14 protein-coding genes and 1 pseudogene are annotated in these 17730 nt (G+C 62.8%); 12 read left to right on the forward strand and 3 right to left on the reverse strand.

Features of this window, described 5'->3' with window-relative positions:
• Positions 1-8 precede the first annotated feature (8 nt).
• The 5 genes and pseudogenes from ileS to dut all read left to right on the forward strand — a co-directional run bounded on the left by ileS (position 9) and on the right by dut (position 6072).
• The gene (gene ileS, locus P9220_RS01000; protein WP_309763158.1) at positions 9-2840 is read left to right on the forward strand and encodes an isoleucine--tRNA ligase; all 2832 of its coding nucleotides are present in this window, start codon (positions 9-11) and stop codon (positions 2838-2840) included.
• 14 nt (positions 2841-2854) lie between these two features.
• Positions 2855-3349 (forward strand): signal peptidase II, encoded by a 495-nt coding sequence (lspA, locus tag P9220_RS01005; protein WP_404980388.1) that lies wholly within the window; start codon positions 2855-2857, stop codon positions 3347-3349.
• Between the two features lie 55 nt (positions 3350-3404).
• Positions 3405-4613, forward strand: a complete 1209-nt coding sequence (coaBC, locus tag P9220_RS01010) for a bifunctional phosphopantothenoylcysteine decarboxylase/phosphopantothenate--cysteine ligase CoaBC (RefSeq protein ID WP_309763160.1) — start codon at positions 3405-3407, stop codon at positions 4611-4613.
• Positions 4614-4616: 3 nt separating this feature from the next.
• Positions 4617-5622, forward strand: a pseudogene (locus P9220_RS01015) (LLM class flavin-dependent oxidoreductase).
• Between the two features lie 3 nt (positions 5623-5625).
• Entirely contained in the window at positions 5626-6072 is a 447-nt protein-coding gene (gene dut / locus P9220_RS01020; RefSeq protein ID WP_309763161.1) for a dUTP diphosphatase, read from the forward strand.
• A gap of 65 nt (positions 6073-6137) precedes the next feature.
• On the opposite strand, the gene clpA is transcribed toward dut, so the two are convergent.
• Both clpA and clpS read right to left on the reverse strand, forming a co-directional pair.
• On the reverse strand, positions 6138-8441 hold the full coding sequence (gene clpA / locus P9220_RS01025) for an ATP-dependent Clp protease ATP-binding subunit ClpA (RefSeq protein WP_244814254.1): 2304 nt from the start codon (positions 8439-8441) through the stop codon (positions 6138-6140).
• Positions 8438-8752, reverse strand: a complete 315-nt coding sequence (clpS, locus tag P9220_RS01030) for an ATP-dependent Clp protease adapter ClpS (protein ID WP_008351199.1) — start codon at positions 8750-8752, stop codon at positions 8438-8440. The genes clpA and clpS overlap by 4 nt, the downstream gene beginning before the upstream one ends.
• A gap of 517 nt (positions 8753-9269) precedes the next feature.
• Between clpS and cspD the strand changes: the two genes are divergently transcribed.
• Positions 9270-9476 carry a cold shock domain-containing protein CspD gene (gene cspD / locus P9220_RS01035; protein WP_008351201.1) on the forward strand — a complete coding sequence of 69 codons (207 nt, stop codon included), beginning with the start codon at positions 9270-9272 and terminating at the stop codon, positions 9474-9476.
• 156 nt (positions 9477-9632) lie between these two features.
• Here the strand turns inward: cspD and icd are convergent, their stop codons facing one another.
• Positions 9633-10889 carry an NADP-dependent isocitrate dehydrogenase gene (gene icd, locus P9220_RS01040; RefSeq protein WP_309763162.1) on the reverse strand — a complete coding sequence of 419 codons (1257 nt, stop codon included), beginning with the start codon at positions 10887-10889 and terminating at the stop codon, positions 9633-9635.
• A gap of 205 nt (positions 10890-11094) precedes the next feature.
• Here icd and P9220_RS01045 point away from each other — a divergent pair, with 205 nt between their 5' ends.
• The 6 genes from P9220_RS01045 (at position 11095) to P9220_RS01070 (ending at position 17706) form a co-directional block, all read left to right on the forward strand.
• A complete protein-coding gene (locus P9220_RS01045; RefSeq protein WP_309763163.1) occupies positions 11095-11670 on the forward strand; it encodes a pseudouridine synthase in 576 nt (191 codons plus the stop codon).
• A 362-nt stretch (positions 11671-12032) separates the two neighbouring features.
• Positions 12033-12254 carry a hypothetical protein gene (locus P9220_RS01050; protein ID WP_309763164.1) on the forward strand — a complete coding sequence of 74 codons (222 nt, stop codon included), beginning with the start codon at positions 12033-12035 and terminating at the stop codon, positions 12252-12254.
• Positions 12255-12541: 287 nt separating this feature from the next.
• On the forward strand, positions 12542-12982 hold the full coding sequence (locus P9220_RS01055; RefSeq protein ID WP_309765333.1) for a DUF192 domain-containing protein: 441 nt from the start codon (positions 12542-12544) through the stop codon (positions 12980-12982).
• A gap of 253 nt (positions 12983-13235) precedes the next feature.
• Positions 13236-15341, forward strand: a complete 2106-nt coding sequence (gene fusA, locus P9220_RS01060; RefSeq protein WP_309763165.1) for an elongation factor G — start codon at positions 13236-13238, stop codon at positions 15339-15341.
• A gap of 102 nt (positions 15342-15443) precedes the next feature.
• On the forward strand, positions 15444-15947 hold the full coding sequence (locus tag P9220_RS01065) for a cupin domain-containing protein (RefSeq protein WP_309763166.1): 504 nt from the start codon (positions 15444-15446) through the stop codon (positions 15945-15947).
• A 97-nt stretch (positions 15948-16044) separates the two neighbouring features.
• Positions 16045-17706 (forward strand): ABC transporter substrate-binding protein, encoded by a 1662-nt coding sequence (locus P9220_RS01070; protein WP_309763167.1) that lies wholly within the window; start codon positions 16045-16047, stop codon positions 17704-17706.
• Positions 17707-17730 lie beyond the last annotated feature (24 nt).

Below are 17730 nucleotides of genomic sequence, written 5' to 3' on the forward strand. Positions count from 1 at the left end.
AGTCACTCATGAGCGACAAGAAAGAGAAAGCCTCCTCGAAGTATCCGGTCAATCTGCTCGATACGCCCTTCCCCATGCGCGGCGACTTGCCCAAGCGCGAGCCCGCGTGGGTGAAGGAATGGCAGGACAAGAAGATCTACGAGAAGATCCGCGCCGCCTCGAAAGGCCGCAAGAAGTTCATTCTGCACGACGGCCCGCCGTACGCGAACGGCGACATTCACCTCGGTCACGCCGTCAACAAGATCCTGAAGGACATGATCGTCAAGGCGCGCAATCTGGCGGGCTTCGACGCGGTCTACGTGCCGGGCTGGGACTGCCACGGCATGCCGATCGAAATCCAGATCGAAAAGCAGTTCGGCAAGTCGCTGCCCGCCGCCGAAGTGATGCAGAAGGCGCGTGCGTACGCCGGCGAGCAGATCGAGAAGCAGAAGGTCGGCTTCCGTCGGCTCGGCGTGCTCGGCGACTGGGACAATCCGTACAAGACCATGAACTTCGTCAACGAGGCCGGTGAAATCCGCGCGCTCGCGAAAATCATGGAAAAGGGCTACGTGTTCCGTGGCCTCAAGCCGGTGAACTGGTGCTTCGACTGCGGCTCGGCGCTGGCCGAGGCGGAAGTCGAATACAAGGACAAGACCGATCCGACCATCGACGTGCTCTTTGCATTCGCGGAGCCGGAGAAGACCGCGCAGGCGTTCGGCCTGCCTTCGCTGCCGAAGACGGAAGGCGGCATCGTGATCTGGACGACGACGCCCTGGACCATCCCCGCGAACCAGGCGTTGAACGTGCATCCGGAGATCGTCTACGCGCTCGTCGATACGCCGCGCGGCCTGCTGATTCTCGCGCAGGAACGCGTCGAAGCGTGTCTGCAGAACTACGGCCTGCCGGGCGACGTCATCGCCACGACGACCGGCGAGAAGCTCGGCAACCTGCGCTTCCATCATCCGCTCGCGGCGGCGCATCCCGGCTACAAGCGCACCTCGCCCGTATATCTCGGCGATTACGTGACGACCGAAAGCGGTACGGGCGTCGTGCACTCGTCGCCGGCGTACGGCGTGGAAGACTTCGTGTCGTGCAAGGCGCACGGCATGGCGGATTCGGACATCATCAACCCGGTGATGGGCGATGGCCGCTACATCGAATCGCTGCCGCTCTTCGGCGGGCTGTCGATCTGGAAGGCGAATCCGCAGATCGTCGAGGCGCTCGATCACGCCGGCTCGCTGCTCAAGACCGAAAAGTACACGCACAGCTACATGCACTGCTGGCGTCACAAGTCGCCGATCATCTATCGCGCGACTTCGCAATGGTTCGCCGGCATGGACGTGAAGCCGAAGGACGGCGGGCAAACGCTGCGCGAGACCGCGCTCGAAGGCGTCGAGAACACGGCGTTTTATCCTTCGTGGGGCAAGCAGCGCCTGTACAGCATGATCGCGAACCGCCCGGACTGGACGCTTTCGCGTCAGCGTCAATGGGGCGTGCCGATGGCGTTCTTCGTGCACAAGGAAACCGGCGAGCTGCATCCGCGCACTCCCGAATTGCTGGAAGAAGTGGCGAAGCGCGTCGAGCAGGGCGGCATTGAGACGTGGCAATCGCTCGATCCGCGCGAGCTGATCGGCGACGACGCCAACATGTACGAAAAGAATCGGGACACGCTCGACGTCTGGTTCGACTCCGGCACGACGCACTGGCACGTGCTGCGCGGCTCGCACAAGGACGAACTGCAGTTCCCCGCCGACCTGTATCTGGAAGGTTCGGACCAGCATCGCGGCTGGTTCCATTCGTCGCTGCTCACCGCTTCGATGCTCGACGGCCGCCCGCCCTACGACGCGCTTCTGACCCACGGCTTCACCGTGGATGGCGAGGGCCGCAAGATGTCGAAGTCGCTCGGCAACGGCATCGATCCGCACGAGGTGGCGAATCGCCTCGGCGCGGAAACCATCCGCTTGTGGATCGCATCGACGGACTATTCCGGCGAACTTGCCATCTCCGAGGAGATCCTGAAGCGCGTGACGGAAACGTATCGGCGTATCCGCAATACGCTGCGCTTCCTGCTCGCGAACCTGTCCGATTTCGACTTCGACAAGGACGCGGTGCCGGTGCAGGACTGGCTGGAAATCGACCGTTACGCGATCGCGCTCGCGCGCAATCTGCAAGACGACGCGCTCTCGCACTACGAGAAGTACGAGTTCCACCCGGTCGTCGCGAAGCTCGCGACCTTCTGTTCGGAAGACCTCGGCGGTTTCTATCTCGACGTGCTGAAAGACCGTCTCTACACGATGAAGCCCGGCTCGCGCGAGCGCCGCAGCGCGCAGACGGCGCTGTATCACATCGCGCATGGCCTGCTGCGTCTGGTTGCGCCGTATCTGTCGTTCACGGCGGAAGAAGCGTACAAGGTGCTGAAGCCGGGTCAGGATACGATCTTCACCGAAGTCTTCCACGCTTATCCGGACATCGCGAATTCGGGCGAGTTGCTCGACAAGTGGACGCTCATCCGCGCCGCGCGCGGCGACGTGACGAAGGCGCTGGAAGAAGCGCGCACGGCGAACCAGATCGGTTCGTCGCTGCAGGCGGAAGTAGTCGTGCGGGCAAGCGGCGCGCGCTATGACGCGCTCGCAAGTCTCGGCGATGCGTTGCGCTTCGTGCTGATCACGTCGCAGGCGCAGGTCGCGCAGGTGGCGAGCGAAGCGGAAGAAGGCGTCGACGTGACGGCATCCAGTTACATGAAGTGCGAGCGCTGCTGGCACTACTGCGCGGATGTCGGCTCGCACGCGGAGCATCCGGGGCTGTGCGGCCGCTGCTTCTCCAACCTCTTCGGCGCGGGCGAAACGCGGAGCGCAGCATAATGGCAACGAAAACGATGGCGAAACAAACTTCATCGAGTGGATCGCTCGCGCCGTGGCTCGGCATCGCGCTGATCGTGATCCTGTTCGATCAGTTGACGAAAATCGCAGTGCAGAAGGTCTTCGCCTATGGCGAGCCTCACGCGCTCGCGCCTTTCTTCAACCTGCTGCTCGTCTATAACCGCGGCGCGGCGTTCAGCTTCCTCGCGGCGGCGGGCGGCTGGCAGCGCTGGGCGTTCACGGCGCTGGGCGTGGTGGCGGCGGCCGTCATCTGCTATCTGCTCAAGAAGAACGCGACGCAGCGGCTCTTCTGCGCGGCGCTCTCGCTCATCATGGGCGGCGCGATCGGCAATGTGATCGACCGCCTCGCGTATGGTCACGTGATCGACTTTCTCGACTTCCACGTGAACGCGTGGCACTGGCCGGCGTTCAATCTCGCCGATACCGCCATCACCATCGGCGCGGCGCTGCTGATTTTCGACGAACTGCGGCGCGTGCGCGGATCGCGATGATGTTCCCGGCGCGGCTCTTTTCAGCGAGCCGCGCTTTCTTTGCGACGGAGGCAAGTTGGAACTCGCAGGCAAACATCTCGTACTGGGGCTGACGGGCGGCATCGCGTGCTACAAGATCGCGGAGCTGACGCGCCTGCTCGTCAAGGCGGGCGCGACCGTGCAGATCGTGATGACCGAAGCGGCCACGCAGTTCATCACCCCCGTCACGATGCAGGCGCTCTCGGGACGCCCGGTCTACGTGTCGCAATGGGATGCGCGCATGCCGAACAACATGGCGCACATCGATCTGTCGCGCGAAGCCGATGCGATCGTCGTCGCCCCCGCCTCCACCGACTTCATCGCCAAGCTCGCGCATGGCATGTGCGACGACCTGCTGTCCACGCTGTGCGTCGCGCGTGATTGCCCGCTGCTCGTCGTTCCCGCAATGAACCGGCAGATGTGGCAGAACCCGGCCACGCAGCGCAACGTCGCGCAGGTCCGCGATGACGGCATCGAAGTGCTCGGCCCGGATTCCGGCTCGCAGGCGTGCGGCGAAGTCGGCGACGGACGCATGCTGGAGCCGTCGGCGACGTTCGAAGCCATCTGCGCATTCTTCCAGCCGAAGATTCTGCGCGGGCAGCGCGTGCTGATCACGGCGGGACCGACCTTCGAGCCGCTCGACCCGGTGCGCGGCATCACGAATCGCTCGTCGGGAAAAATGGGCTTCGCGCTTGCGCGGGCGGCGGCGCAGGCGGGCGCCGACGTGCATCTGGTCGCCGGGCCGGTGTCGCTGGCAACGCCGTGGGGCGTGTATCGCGAGGACGTGCAGACGGCCCAGCAGATGTACGACGCCGTCATGGAAGCCACGTCGGACGCGGACATTTTCATCGCGGTGGCGGCGGTCGCGGACTGGCGCGTCGATCACGCGAGCGCGCAGAAGATCAAGAAGGCGCCCGGACAGCCGTTGCCGTCGTTCGAATTCGTCGAGAATCCGGACATTCTCGCCGCCGTGGCGAAGCTGCCGAACCCGCCCTTCTGCGTGGGCTTCGCAGCGGAAAGCGCGGACCTCGACGTTCACGGCGAAGAGAAACGCAAGCGCAAGAACGTGCCGCTTCTGATCGGCAACCTCGGCCCGCTGACCTTCGGCCGTGACGACAACGAAGTCGTGCTGTTCGAGACGTCGGGTGCCACGCCGCTGCCGCGTGCCGACAAGCAGCTTCTCGCCCGCACGCTGATCGCGGAAATCGCCAAACGTGCGCCGCGCGGCGGCGCGCTCTTCTCCTGAGCCATGACGAAGCTATCGGTTCTCGATCAAACGCCGGTCATTCACGGCCACACGGTCGCGGATGCGATCGCGGCCACGCTCGACCTCGCGCAACTCGCCGATGATCTCGGCTACACGCGCTACTGGTGCGCCGAGCATCACGGCCTGTACGGCGTGTCCAACCCGTGCCCGGAAGTGATGCTCGCGCGCATCGGCAGCCTGACGAAGCGCATCCGCATCGGCTCGGGCGGCGTCATGCTGCCGTACTACAGCCCCTTCAAGGTCGCGGAACAGTTTCTGATGCTCGAAGCGCTGTTTCCGAATCGCGTCGATCTCGGCGTCGGCCGCGCGCCCGGCGGCGACATGCGCACCGCGCAGGCGGTCGCATCAGGCTCCTACAATCGCGGCGATATTTTCCCGCAGCAGGTCGCGGAATTGATCGCGCTATTCACCGGCAACATTCCCGACGATTCCCTCGCCAAAGGCGTGCTGCTGCAACCGCAGATCGACACGCGCCCCGAACTCTGGATGCTCGGCTCCAGCGACTTCGGCGGCCTCCTCGCCGCGCAGCTGGGCATCCGCTTCGCGTTCGCGCATTTCATCAACCCGCAGTACGGGCAGCACGTGGCGCAGGCGTATCGCGAGCGCTTTACGGCCGGGCACGAACAGAAGCCCTATCTCGCGGCGGCGGTCTTCGTCATTTGCGCCGATACGGACAAGGAAGCCGAAGCCCTCGAACGCGCCGTGGATCTGCGCCGCGTGCAAATGGCCTACGGGCTGAATCAGCCGATTCCATCCATCGCACAAGGCATTTCGCAGGTCTACGGCGAACGCGAACTTGCTGTGATCGCGCATGAGAAAGCGCGCAGCATCATCGGCACGCCGGAACGCGTGACCGAACAACTGCATGCGCTGCAGGGAGCGATTCAACGCCGACGAACTGATCGTGCTGACAGTCGCCGGCAGCTACGCCGCGCGCACGCGGTCCTATCAACTTCTCGCCGACGCCTTCGCGCTCGGCCAAGCCTGAACCATGAAACTCGACGTCAAGATTCTCGACGCGCGCATGCGCGACTTCATGCCCGCCTACGCGACGCCCGGCAGCGCGGGCCTCGACCTGCGCGCGTGCCTCGATGCGCCGCTCGTCATCGAACCGGGCCAGACGGTGCTCGTGCCGACGGGCCTCGCGGTGCATCTCGGCGATCCCGGCTACGCCGCGCTGATCCTGCCGCGCTCGGGCCTCGGTCACAAGCACGGCATCGTGCTGGGCAATCTCGTCGGCCTGATCGATTCGGATTATCAAGGTCAGCTGATGGTCTCGACGTGGAATCGCGGCGATACCGCATTCACGCTGAATCCGATGGAACGGCTCGCGCAACTCGTGATCGTGCCGGTCGTGCAGGCGCAGTTCAATATCGTCGACGACTTCGAAGCAAGCGAGCGCGGCGCGGGCGGATTCGGCAGCACCGGCAAGCACTGAGCTTTCTCGGGGCACAAAAAAACGGCGCGGTCGAAACCGCGCCGTTTTGCTTTCATCTACCGCAATCAGTCCACTTCGATCGCTTCCGGATTCGGATTGCGCGGCGGAGCCGAATTTTCGTCGAAGGTCAACTGCACCTTGTCTTCGGCATCCACGTCCACGGTCACACGGCCGCCGTTGAGCAGCTTGCCGAACAGCAGTTCGTCGGCCAGTGCGCGGCGGATCGTGTCCTGGATCAGCCGCTGCATCGGACGCGCGCCCATCAGCGGATCGAAACCGTGCTTCGCCAAGTGCTTGCGCAGCGCATCGGTGAAGACCGCATCGACCTTCTTCTCGTGCAACTGATCTTCCAGTTGCATGAGGAACTTGTCGACCACGCGCAGGATGATTTCTTCGTCCAGCGAACGGAAGCTGATGATCGAATCCAGACGGTTGCGGAACTCCGGCGTGAACATGCGCTTGATGTCGGCCATTTCATCGCCCGACTCGCGGCGCGACGTGAAGCCGATCACCGACTTGCCCATGGTCTCGGCGCCCGCGTTCGTCGTCATGATGATGATGACGTTGCGGAAATCCGCCTTGCGTCCGTTGTTGTCCGTCAGCGTGCCGTGGTCCATCACCTGCAGCAGCACGTTGTAGATGTCCGGATGCGCCTTCTCGATTTCGTCCAGGAGCAGCACGCAATGCGGCTTCTTCGTGACGGCCTCGGTCAGCAAACCGCCCTGATCAAATCCGACATAGCCCGGCGGCGCGCCGATCAGCCGGCTCACCGCATGACGCTCCATGTACTCGGACATGTCGAAGCGCAGCAACTCGATACCGAGCGTGAACGCCAGCTGCTTCGCGACCTCGGTCTTGCCGACGCCGGTCGGGCCGGAGAACAGGAACGCGCCGATCGGCTTGTCCGTCTTGCCGAGGCCCGCGCGCGCCATCTTGATCGACGCCGACAAAGCATCGATTGCCGGGTCCTGACCGAACACGACGGCCTTCAGATCGCGGTCGAGCGTCTGCAGCTTGCTGCGGTCGTCCTGCGACACGCTTTGCGCCGGCACGCGCGCGATCTTCGAGATGATCTCTTCGATCTCGCTCTTGCCGATAGTCTTCTTCTGCTTCGACTTCGGCAGGATGCGCTGGGCCGCGCCGGCTTCGTCGATCACGTCGATTGCCTTGTCCGGCAAGTGACGATCCGTGATGAAGCGCGCCGACAACTCAGCCGCCGCCGAGAGCGCACCCGACGAGTACTTCACGCCGTGATGCTCTTCGAAGCGCGACTTGAGACCGCGCAGGATGGCGACCGTCTGCTCGACCGACGGCTCCGTCACATCGACCTTCTGGAAGCGCCGCGACAAGGCCGCGTCCTTCTCGAAGATGCCGCGATACTCGGTGAACGTCGTCGCGCCGATGCACTTCAACTGTCCCGACGACAGCGCCGGCTTCAGCAGGTTCGATGCGTCGAGCGTGCCGCCCGATGCCGCGCCCGCGCCAATCAGCGTGTGAATTTCGTCGATGAACAGAATGGCGTGCGGACGCTCCTTCAGTTCCTTCAGCACCGTCTTCAGGCGCTGCTCGAAATCGCCGCGATACTTCGTGCCCGCGAGCAACGCGCCCATGTCGAGCGAGTAGACCTGCGCATCCGCGAGAATGTCCGGCACTTCGCCGCGCGTGATGCGCCAGGCGAGACCTTCGGCGATCGCTGTCTTGCCGACGCCCGCTTCGCCCACGAGCAGCGGATTGTTCTTGCGGCGGCGGCAGAGCACCTGCACGACGCGCTCGACTTCCAGCTCGCGGCCGATCAAAGGATCGATCTTGCCGTCCTTCGCCTGCTGATTCAGGTTCTGCGTGAACTGCGCAAGCGGCGTTTCCTTCTGGGCGGCGGCATCTTCCGATTCCGGATTCGCTTCGCTGTTCGCCTTCGCGGCGTCGCCGCTGTTCGTCTTCGCGATGCCGTGCGAAATGAAATTCACGACATCGAGGCGCGTCACGCCCTGCTGCTGCAGGTAATAGACCGCGTGCGAGTCCTTCTCGCCGAAGATCGCGACGAGCACGTTCGCGCCCGTCACTTCCTTCTTGCCGTTCGAGGTCGATTGCACATGCATGATCGCGCGCTGAATCACACGCTGGAAACCAAGCGTCGGCTGAGTATCGACGTCGTCCGTGCCGGGCACGGTCGGCGTATTGTCATGAATGAAATTGCGCAGGTTCTGACGCAAATCTTCGATGTTTGCTGCGCAGGCGCGCAACACCTCAGCGGCGGTCGGATTGTCCAACAAGGCCAGTAAAAGATGCTCGACCGTAATGAACTCGTGCCGCGCCTGACGTGCTTCCATAAACGCCATGTGCAGACTGACTTCCAGTTCCTGGGCAATCATGCTTCCTCCATCACGCACTGCAGCGGATGACCCGCCTGCCGTGCATGGCTAACGACTTGCTCAACTTTGGTCGACGCAATGTCCCGCGTGTAGACCCCACAAACTCCCCTGCCCTCGCGATGAACCTTCAGCATGATCTGCGTCGCAGTCTCACGATCCTTATTGAAGTATTCCTGCACGATCATCACGACGAATTCCATCGGCGTGAAGTCGTCATTCAGCAGCACCACCTTGTACATCGCCGGCTTCTTGAGCTTCTGCTCCTGCCGCTCGAGTACCGTGCCATCCTGCTTGTTGGGATTAATCGCCATACACCCATTCTAAACAACACGGGCGCTCTCGCAATTGCCGCTCCAGCACCGGCTACACAACCGGAAAGGGTTACTGAAACGTACATTGCGCAGCTACCGTCCATCGTATCCTGCCGCCGCCCAAGGATCTCGGCGCGGCCCGCTTGCACCTCGTCGAAACCAGTATCGCACAGCTTCAAAAAAAACAAGCGATGCCACCTTGGCGGGGCCGCCGGGCGTATCACACAAGTGAGTCGATTATGCGACTTTTCAAGATGACTTGCTTGGACGGAGGCGCACACGCGAAGCAGGAATTACCCTACGAATGCGTTCGCTGCAACGAGCATAAGCTCTATCTTAAAAAATTCTTGACACTCGATTTAAGAGATTCAACAATCAAACTGGCACTTTTTTCCGGGGGCCTCCGGGCAAAAAAGGCCGAGGTGAGCTAGTGAGGAGGGGCGGTTGGCTTGAGGGGTGGGCCGTCGGGCTTTTCGAACGTGCTCGGGTTGCGACGAGAGTTAGAGGGGAAGTACGAATGTCTACTGGTACGGTCAAGTGGTTCAACGACGCGAAAGGCTACGGATTCATCACGCCCGATGAAGGCGGCGAGGATCTGTTTGCGCATTTCTCGGCGATTCAAATGAACGGTTTCAAGACGCTCAAGGAAGGCCAGAAGGTTTCTTTCGAGATCGTCCAGGGACCGAAGGGCAAACAGGCATCGAATATTCAGGACGCTGCCTGACCGTTCGGCTGCATTTGCCTCGTGAAACCCGGCCTTCGCGCCGGGTTTTTTTGTGGCCGTTTTCCGAAACCGGCCGCCTGAAGCCGGCGAAATAAAAACCCCGAAAGGCCCGAGCCTTTCGGGGTTATTCGAATGCGGACCGTGAAGCGCGAACGCTCACATATTCTCGATCATCACCTCGCCGAACGCCGAGCAAGAAACCTGCGTCGCGCCTTCCATCAGCCGCGCGAAGTCATACGTCACGCGTTTCGAAAGAATCGACTGCTCCATCGACGCGATGATGCGGTCCGCCGCTTCCGTCCAGCCGAGATGACGCAGCATCATTTCAGCGGAGAGAATCTCGGAACCCGGGTTCACGTAGTCCTTGCCCGCATACTTCGGCGCGGTGCCGTGCGTTGCTTCGAACATCGCGACCGAGTCCGACATGTTCGCGCCCGGCGCAATGCCGATGCCGCCGACCTGCGCGGCGAGCGCATCGGAGATGTAGTCGCCGTTCAGATTGAGCGTGGCGATCACGTCGTACTCGGCGGGACGCAGCAGAATCTGCTGCAGGAAGGCATCGGCGATGACGTCCTTCACCACGACTTCCGCGCCCGTCTTCCGGTCCTTCACCTTCATCCACGGACCGCCGTCGATCAGCTCCGCGCCGAATTCCTTCTGTGCGAGCGCGTAGCCGTAGTCGCGGAACGCGCCTTCGGTGAACTTCATGATGTTGCCCTTGTGCACGAGCGTCACCGATCGGCGATTGTTGTCGAGCGCATACTGGATCGCCTTGCGCACGAGCCGCTCCGTGCCCTCGCGCGACACCGGCTTGATGCCGAGTCCCGACGATTCAGGGAAGCGGATCTTCTTCACGCCCATTTCGTCGCGCAGGAACGCGATCACCTTCTTCGCCTCGGCGGACTCCGCCGGCCACTCGATGCCCGCATAGATGTCTTCCGAGTTCTCGCGGAAGATCACCATGTTCACCTTGTCCGGCTCGCGCAGCGGCGAAGGCACGCCCTTGAAGTAGCGCACCGGGCGCAGGCAGACATAGAGATCGAGTTGCTGGCGGAGCGCCACGTTCAGCGACCGGATGCCGCCACCGACCGGCGTGGTCAGCGGCCCCTTGATCGACACGAGGTATTCCTTCACGACATCGAGCGTTTCGTCGGGAAGCCAGACGTCCGGCCCGTAGACGCGCGTCGCCTTCTCGCCCGCGTAGATCTCCATCCAGTGAATCTTGCGCTTGCCGCCGTAGGCCTTCTCGACCGCCGCATCGACCACCTTGATCATGACGGGCGTGATGTCGACGCCCGTGCCATCGCCCTCGATATACGGGATGATCGGCTGATCCGGCACGTTGAGCGAGAAATCCGCGTTGACGGTGATCTTGTCACCGTCCGCCGGTACCTTGATGTGCTGATACGGCATGGTCGACTCCAGAGAAGGTCGGGCTCTAATGGAAGCTGGCGGTATTGAGCGGCACGGCCGGGCGTCGTTCGCAGGGATGGCCAGAGCATCATTCTAACCATGCCCCGCCTGGCGGCTATCGCGCTCTGCCATTGCAAAGGCGGTTCGCGAATCATTATGCATTAAGATGCCGCTCCGACCGTCCTTGCGCCTGCCCTGTCTTCCGATGCCGCTCATCGCACTCAACAAACCCTTCGGCACGATCTGCCAGTTCTCGGCGCACGAGACGCGGCCGTCGCTCGGCGACTGGGTGAAGACGCCGGGCGTCTATCCCGCGGGCCGCCTCGATGCCGACAGCGAAGGGCTGCTGCTCCTCACCGACGACGGCGCGCTCCAGGCGCGCATCGCCGAGCCGCGTCACAAGCTCGTCAAGCGTTATTGGGCGCAGGTCGAAGGCGCACCGGGCGACGATGCCCTTGCGCATCTCGCCCACGGCGTCGATCTCGGCGATTACGTGACGCGCCCGTGCCGCACCGCGTTCGTTCGCGACGAGCGCATCGAAGCGCTATGGCCGCGCAATCCGCCGATCCGATACCGCGCCGCCATCCCGACGACGTGGATAGAACTCGCCATCACCGAAGGCAAGAACCGGCAGGTCAGGCGGATGACGGCCGCCGTCGGTTTTCCGACGCTGCGGCTCGTGCGCGTGGCGATCGGCGCCCTCGATATCTTCGCACTCGACCTTGCGCCCGGCGAAAGCGTCGAAGTGCCTGCGCGATCTCCGTGGCAGCGCACCGGTTGAATGTCGCCCGCATGCGCTGATTTTTATCGGCGTGATTCACGGCGATGACATCGACCGATGACAAGCCACTCGCAGTGCGAACTTTTTTTTCATTCGCCGCGCGATTCTCATGAAAAAGACGTCAACCGACCTTTTGCACGATGCGTTAAGCGCCATAGATGCCGTGCAAAGCTATCCGGCATGAACGAATCAACCTTTCGATAACCTGTGTGCTCCAGGCTATTTGAAAGGAAAAGCGTTCACAGCCGTATCGCGTTTCTTTCGTCGATACGACTGTCAACCGAAAGGTGGATGGCTCGTTTACCGACATGACTCAATGACCGGGTCGTTTGGTTAATCAAACTCAAGCTGAGGATTCACAAATGAACAAACTGATCGCTGCTCTCGTCGCTGGCCTGTTCGCAACGGCTGCATTCGCACAAGCTTCGGCTCCGGAAGCTGCTGCTCCGGCGGCTGCTTCGGCTGCTGCTCCGGCGAAGGCACACAAGTCGTCGTCGAAGAAGCACGCACACAAGGCTTCGCACCACAAGAAGTCGCACAAGGTTGCCGCTTCGGCACCGGAAGCTGCTTCCGCAGCTCAGTAAGTTCGTTGTAAGAGGCGGTAAAGCGAAGTCAACAACAAGCATTACCGCCGCTTGCGGCGTTAAAGGGCAGATCGCCGAAAGGCATCTGCCCTTTTGTTTTGCGTCCGTTTTGTATCCTCGTCCTCGCTTCGAGTAACATGCGCGGGCCTGCTGGTTATCCGGCGCAACGACTGTTTTCAAAGGAGCATCGTGTGAATTCGCTGTTGCTTTCCCTGCGTGCCTTGCGTTTTTCATTTTCTCCGCGTCGCGTGTCGATTAGGAAAGCGACGCGCGCCTTTCTCATCGCGATGCTGCTGCCGCTCGCATCCGTCACGCTGGTCGAGGCGCAGACCATGCCGCCCGGCGCGAAACAGCCGTCCGACTTTCCCCGCGCGAAACTCACCGCGGGCATGTACGTGATCGACGCCGCCGTCGCCGCGAACGATGCCGACCGCGAGCAAGGGCTCATGTATCGCACGCAGCTCGGCGCAAACGAGGGCATGCTCTTCGTGTTCAACGAGAACGCCGTGCACTGCTTCTGGATGAAGAACACGCTGATTCCGCTGTCGATCGCATTCATCCGCGCGGACGGCACGATCACCGACATCGACGAGATGCAGGCGCAGACCGAGAACAACCATTGCCCGCGCAACAACGGCGTGTACGCGCTCGAAATGCCGAAGGGCTGGTTCGCGGCCAAGGGCATCAAGCCGGGCGTGAAGATCAAGGGGTTGCCGGGCGCTCAGTGAGCCCGCCCTGTTAGCTCGCCGTGTTAACCGACAAAGGCGCGTCCTCCGACGCGCTTTTTTTTTCGCCCAAGCGCCGCCTCCGAACGATGCCGAGCGGCGATTCAGGCCGAGCTGGCAAGATTCCTGCAAAGAGACTGTCGACGCGCTATCCTAAAAAGGTTAGCGCAATGCCGCCGCGACGTTCGGCGGCCGCCGCGTGGCGACGCGTACGAACTGCGCCGCGCCGCCAGGATATTTTCCACAGGAGGTTCACGTGCCCCGCAAGACCCCCATCGAGCGCTATCGGAACATCGGGATCAGCGCTCACATCGATGCCGGCAAAACAACGACGACCGAGCGCATCCTTTTCTACACCGGCGTGACCCACAAGATCGGCGAGGTTCACGACGGCGCGGCCACGATGGACTGGATGGAGCAGGAGCAGGAGCGCGGCATCACCATTACGTCGGCTGCGACGACCGCCTTCTGGAAAGGCATGGCCGGCAATTACCCGGAGCATCGCATCAACATCATCGACACGCCGGGACACGTCGATTTCACGATCGAAGTGGAGCGCTCCATGCGCGTGCTCGACGGCGCGTGCATGGTCTACGACTCCGTCGGCGGCGTGCAGCCACAGTCCGAAACCGTGTGGCGTCAGGCGAACAAGTACAAGGTGCCGCGCATCGCGTTCGTCAACAAGATGGACCGCGTGGGCGCGGATTTCTTTCGCGTGCAGCGGCAGATCGGCGAGCGCCTGAAGGGCGTGGCGGTGCCGATCCAGATTCCGATCGGCGCGGAAGAGCACTTTCAGGGCGTGGTCGATCTCGTGAAGATGAAGGCCATCGTCTGGGACGATGAGAGCCAGGGCATCAAGTTCGCCTACGAGGACATTCCCGACAATCTCAAGGAAGTCGCGCACGAATGGCGCGAGAAGATGGTCGAGGCCGCGGCGGAAGCGAGCGAGGAACTGCTCGAGAAGTACCTGACCGACCATGAAAGCCTGACCGAGGAAGAGATCAAGGCCGCGTTGCGCCAGCGCACGATCGCCAACGAGATCGTGCCGATGCTGTGCGGCAGCGCGTTCAAGAACAAGGGCGTGCAGGCGATGCTCGACGCGGTGATCGACTATCTGCCCTCCCCTGTCGACGTGCCCGCGATTCTCGGCCACACCGAGGACGATCAGCAAGCCGAGCGTCATCCGAGCGACGACGAGCCGTTCTCCGCGCTCGCCTTCAAGATCATGACCGACCCGTTCGTCGGCCAGTTGATCTTCTTCCGCGTGTACTCCGGCGTGGTGAATTCGGGCGATACCGTCTACAACCCGGTGAAGTCGAAGAAGGAACGGCTCGGGCGCATCCTGCAGATGCACGCGAACGAGCGCAAGGAAATCAAGGAAGTGCGCGCGGGCGACATCGCGGCGGCGGTCGGCCTGAAGGAAGCGACGACCGGCGACACGCTCTGCGATCCCGACAAGATCATCATCCTCGAGCGCATGATCTTCCCGGAGCCGGTGATTTCGCAGGCCGTCGAGCCGAAGACGAAGGCCGACCAGGAAAAGATGGGCATCGCGCTGAATCGTCTCGCGCAGGAAGATCCGTCGTTCCGGGTCACGACCGACGAGGAATCCGGCCAGACGATCATCTCCGGCATGGGCGAGCTGCACCTCGAAATTCTCGTCGACCGGATGAAGCGCGAGTTCGGCGTCGAGGCGACGGTCGGCAAGCCGCAGGTCGCGTATCGCGAGACGGTGCGCAACAAGGTGACGGATGTCGAAGGCAAGTTCGTCAAGCAGTCGGGCGGACGCGGCCAGTATGGCCACGCGGTCATCACGCTCGAGCCGGACCCGGGCAAGGGCTACGAATTCGTCGACGCCATCAAGGGCGGCGTGATTCCGCGCGAGTTCATCCCGGCGGTCGACAAGGGCATTCAGGAAACGCTGAAGGCGGGCGTGCTGGCGGGCTATCCCGTCGTCGATACGAAAGTGACGCTGACCTTCGGCTCCTATCACGATGTCGACTCCAACGAAAACGCGTTCCGCATGGCCGGTTCGATGGCCTTCAAGGAAGCGATGCGCCGCGCGAAGCCCGTGCTGCTCGAACCGACGATGGCCGTCGAAGTCGAAACGCCCGAGGAATTCATGGGCAACGTGATGGGCGATCTGTCGAGCCGGCGCGGCATCGTGCAGGGCATGGAGGACATCGCGGGCGGCGGCGGGAAGATCGTGCGCGCCGAGGTGCCGCTTGCCGAGATGTTCGGCTACTCGACGTCCCTTCGTTCGCTGACGCAAGGCCGCGCGACCTACACGATGGAGTTCAAGCACTACGCGGAGACGCCGAACAACGTGTCGGAGGCGATCATCAACTCCAAAGGGAAATGACCGGCGCGCGCCGTTGCGACAATCGCGTGTAATATCGGAAGTCCGTTGCTCGCTCGTGTTGGTGGCGGCAACGGACTTTTTTTGTCCACGGACGCAAAGACCATGAGCGACGCACATCACATCGATTGGCGCGAAAACGGCGTCAAGGTCATAAAGGGCGATCAGCTCGACACCAACACCCCGCAGACGCCGGGCATGCATCGCGCGGCGGCCATCAACGCGGCGCGCGTCGGCGCGCAGAAGATCTGGGCGGGAACCGTCACCATTCATCCGAATGCGAAGACCGGCGCGCATCATCACGGCGCGCTGGAAAGCGTGATCTACATCGTGCGCGGGCAGGCGCGCATGCGCTGGGGCGAGCACCTCGAGTTCACCGCCGAGGCCGGACCCGGCGATTTCATCTTCGTGCCGCCGTACGTGCCGCATCAGGAAATCAATGCGAGCACCGACGAGCCGCTGCAGTGCGTGCTGGTGCGCAGCGACAACGAGGCGGTCGTCGTGAATCTGAACATCGACGCGGTCGAAGAACCCGAAGAAGTCTATTGGGTCGATCCCATTCACAAAGACCCGCACGACCACAAGCACGATCATCCGCACGGCAACTGAAGCCGGATGCGGCGCGTTCCTTGCTCCCGCGCCCTGACGCGCGACGCGGGTCCTTGCCTGACGATTACGCCGGACAACACCACACGGAACGACACCGATGAAGAAAACATCGACCGACGCGCATCACCTCGAACTCGCGCGCACGCATGCGGGCGAGCTCGGCAATCACGCGATCGACGAATTCAGGGCCGGCCGGCTCACGCGGCGCGAACTGCTGCGGCATGCGAGCGTGCTCGGCATCGCCCTCACGGCGGGCGGGCTGTTCGGCATGCCGATGGCGCGCGCCCAGGGCGCGGCCAAGCCCGGCGGGACGATCCGCGTCGCGCACATGACGCCGGCCGGCGCGGTCGATCCGCTGACGGTCACGGATTCCGCGGGCCTCGTGCTCATCAACCAGACCGGCGAATTCCTGATCGACGACGACAGCGAGACGCTTACCCTGCGCCCGGCGCTCGCGCTGTCGTGGTCGTCGAACGCGACGGGCGATGTCTGGACCTTCAAGCTCCGCCCCAACGTGAAATTTCACGACGGCCAGCCGATGACCGCCAGGGACGTCGCCGCGACCTTCAACCGCCTCGCCGATCCGAGCGCGGGCTCGGCGGCGCTGTCGGTGCTGAAGGGCGTGCTGTCGAAGAACTCGGCGAAGGCCGTCGACGATCACACCGTCGAGTTTCATCTCGACGCGCCGAACGGCAATTTTCCGTACTACGTTTCGTCGGACAACTACAACGCGGTGATCCTTCCGGCGAACTTCAGCGGCTCGTATGAGAAGTCGTTCATGGGCACGGGCGCGTTCAGGCTGGAGAAATACACGCCGAAGGTCGGCGCGTCGTTCGTGCGCAATCCGGACTACTGGGGCGACAAGGCGCTGCCCGATCGCGTCGCCTTCTCGTTCTATGCGGACCATCAGGCGCAGCTCCTCGCAATGCAGGGCCGCCAGGCCGACGTGATGGGCGACTTCACCGTGCAGGGCGGCGTCTCGCTGCTCTCGAACCCGCAATACAAGGTGCTCGGCGCGAAGTCGAGTTCGCATCGGCAGATTCACATGCGATGCGACACCGGCGCGTTCAAGGACAAGCGCGTGCGTCAGGCGCTCGCGCTCGCGGTCAATCGCGAAGTCATCGTGAAGGGGCTGTTTCGCGGACGCGCGGTCGTCGGCAACGACAGTCCGTTCGCGCCCGTCTTCCCGTCGAGCGATCTCTCCGTGCCGCAGCGCAAGCTCGATATCGCGCAAGCGAAGAAGCTGATGAGCGAGGCGGGCGTCGCGAACGGCTTCGACATCACGCTCACGACCGAGAAGTACATGGAGATTCCCGATCTCGCGGTCGTCGTGCAGAACGCGGCGAAGGCGATCGGCATTCGCATCACGCTGAAGGTCGAGAGCCAGGACCTGTATTACGGCTCGGGCACGTTCGGCAAGTCGGACTGGCTCGATTCGCCGCTCGGCATTACGGACTACGGACATCGCGGCGTGCCGAACGTGTTTCTCAACGCGCCGCTCACGAGCGGCGGCACGTGGAACGCGGCGCACTTCAGGAACGCCGAATACGACAAGCTCGTCGCGCAGTTCGTCGCGGCGCTCGACGTCGCATCCCAGAAGAAAGTCTCCGGGCAGATTCAGCGCCTGTTGCTCGATGAAACGCCTGTCATCATTCCGTACTTCTACGACCAGCTGATCGTGACGCGCGCCAGCGTCAGCGGCGTGCGCTTCAACGCGATCTCGCAGATGTGGTTCGACCGCGCGACGGTGGCCGCTTGAGCACGATCACCCCGACGGCGCACG

This window comes from Caballeronia sp. LZ016 (assembly GCF_031450805.1).
Classification (GTDB): Bacteria; Pseudomonadota; Gammaproteobacteria; order Burkholderiales; family Burkholderiaceae; genus Caballeronia.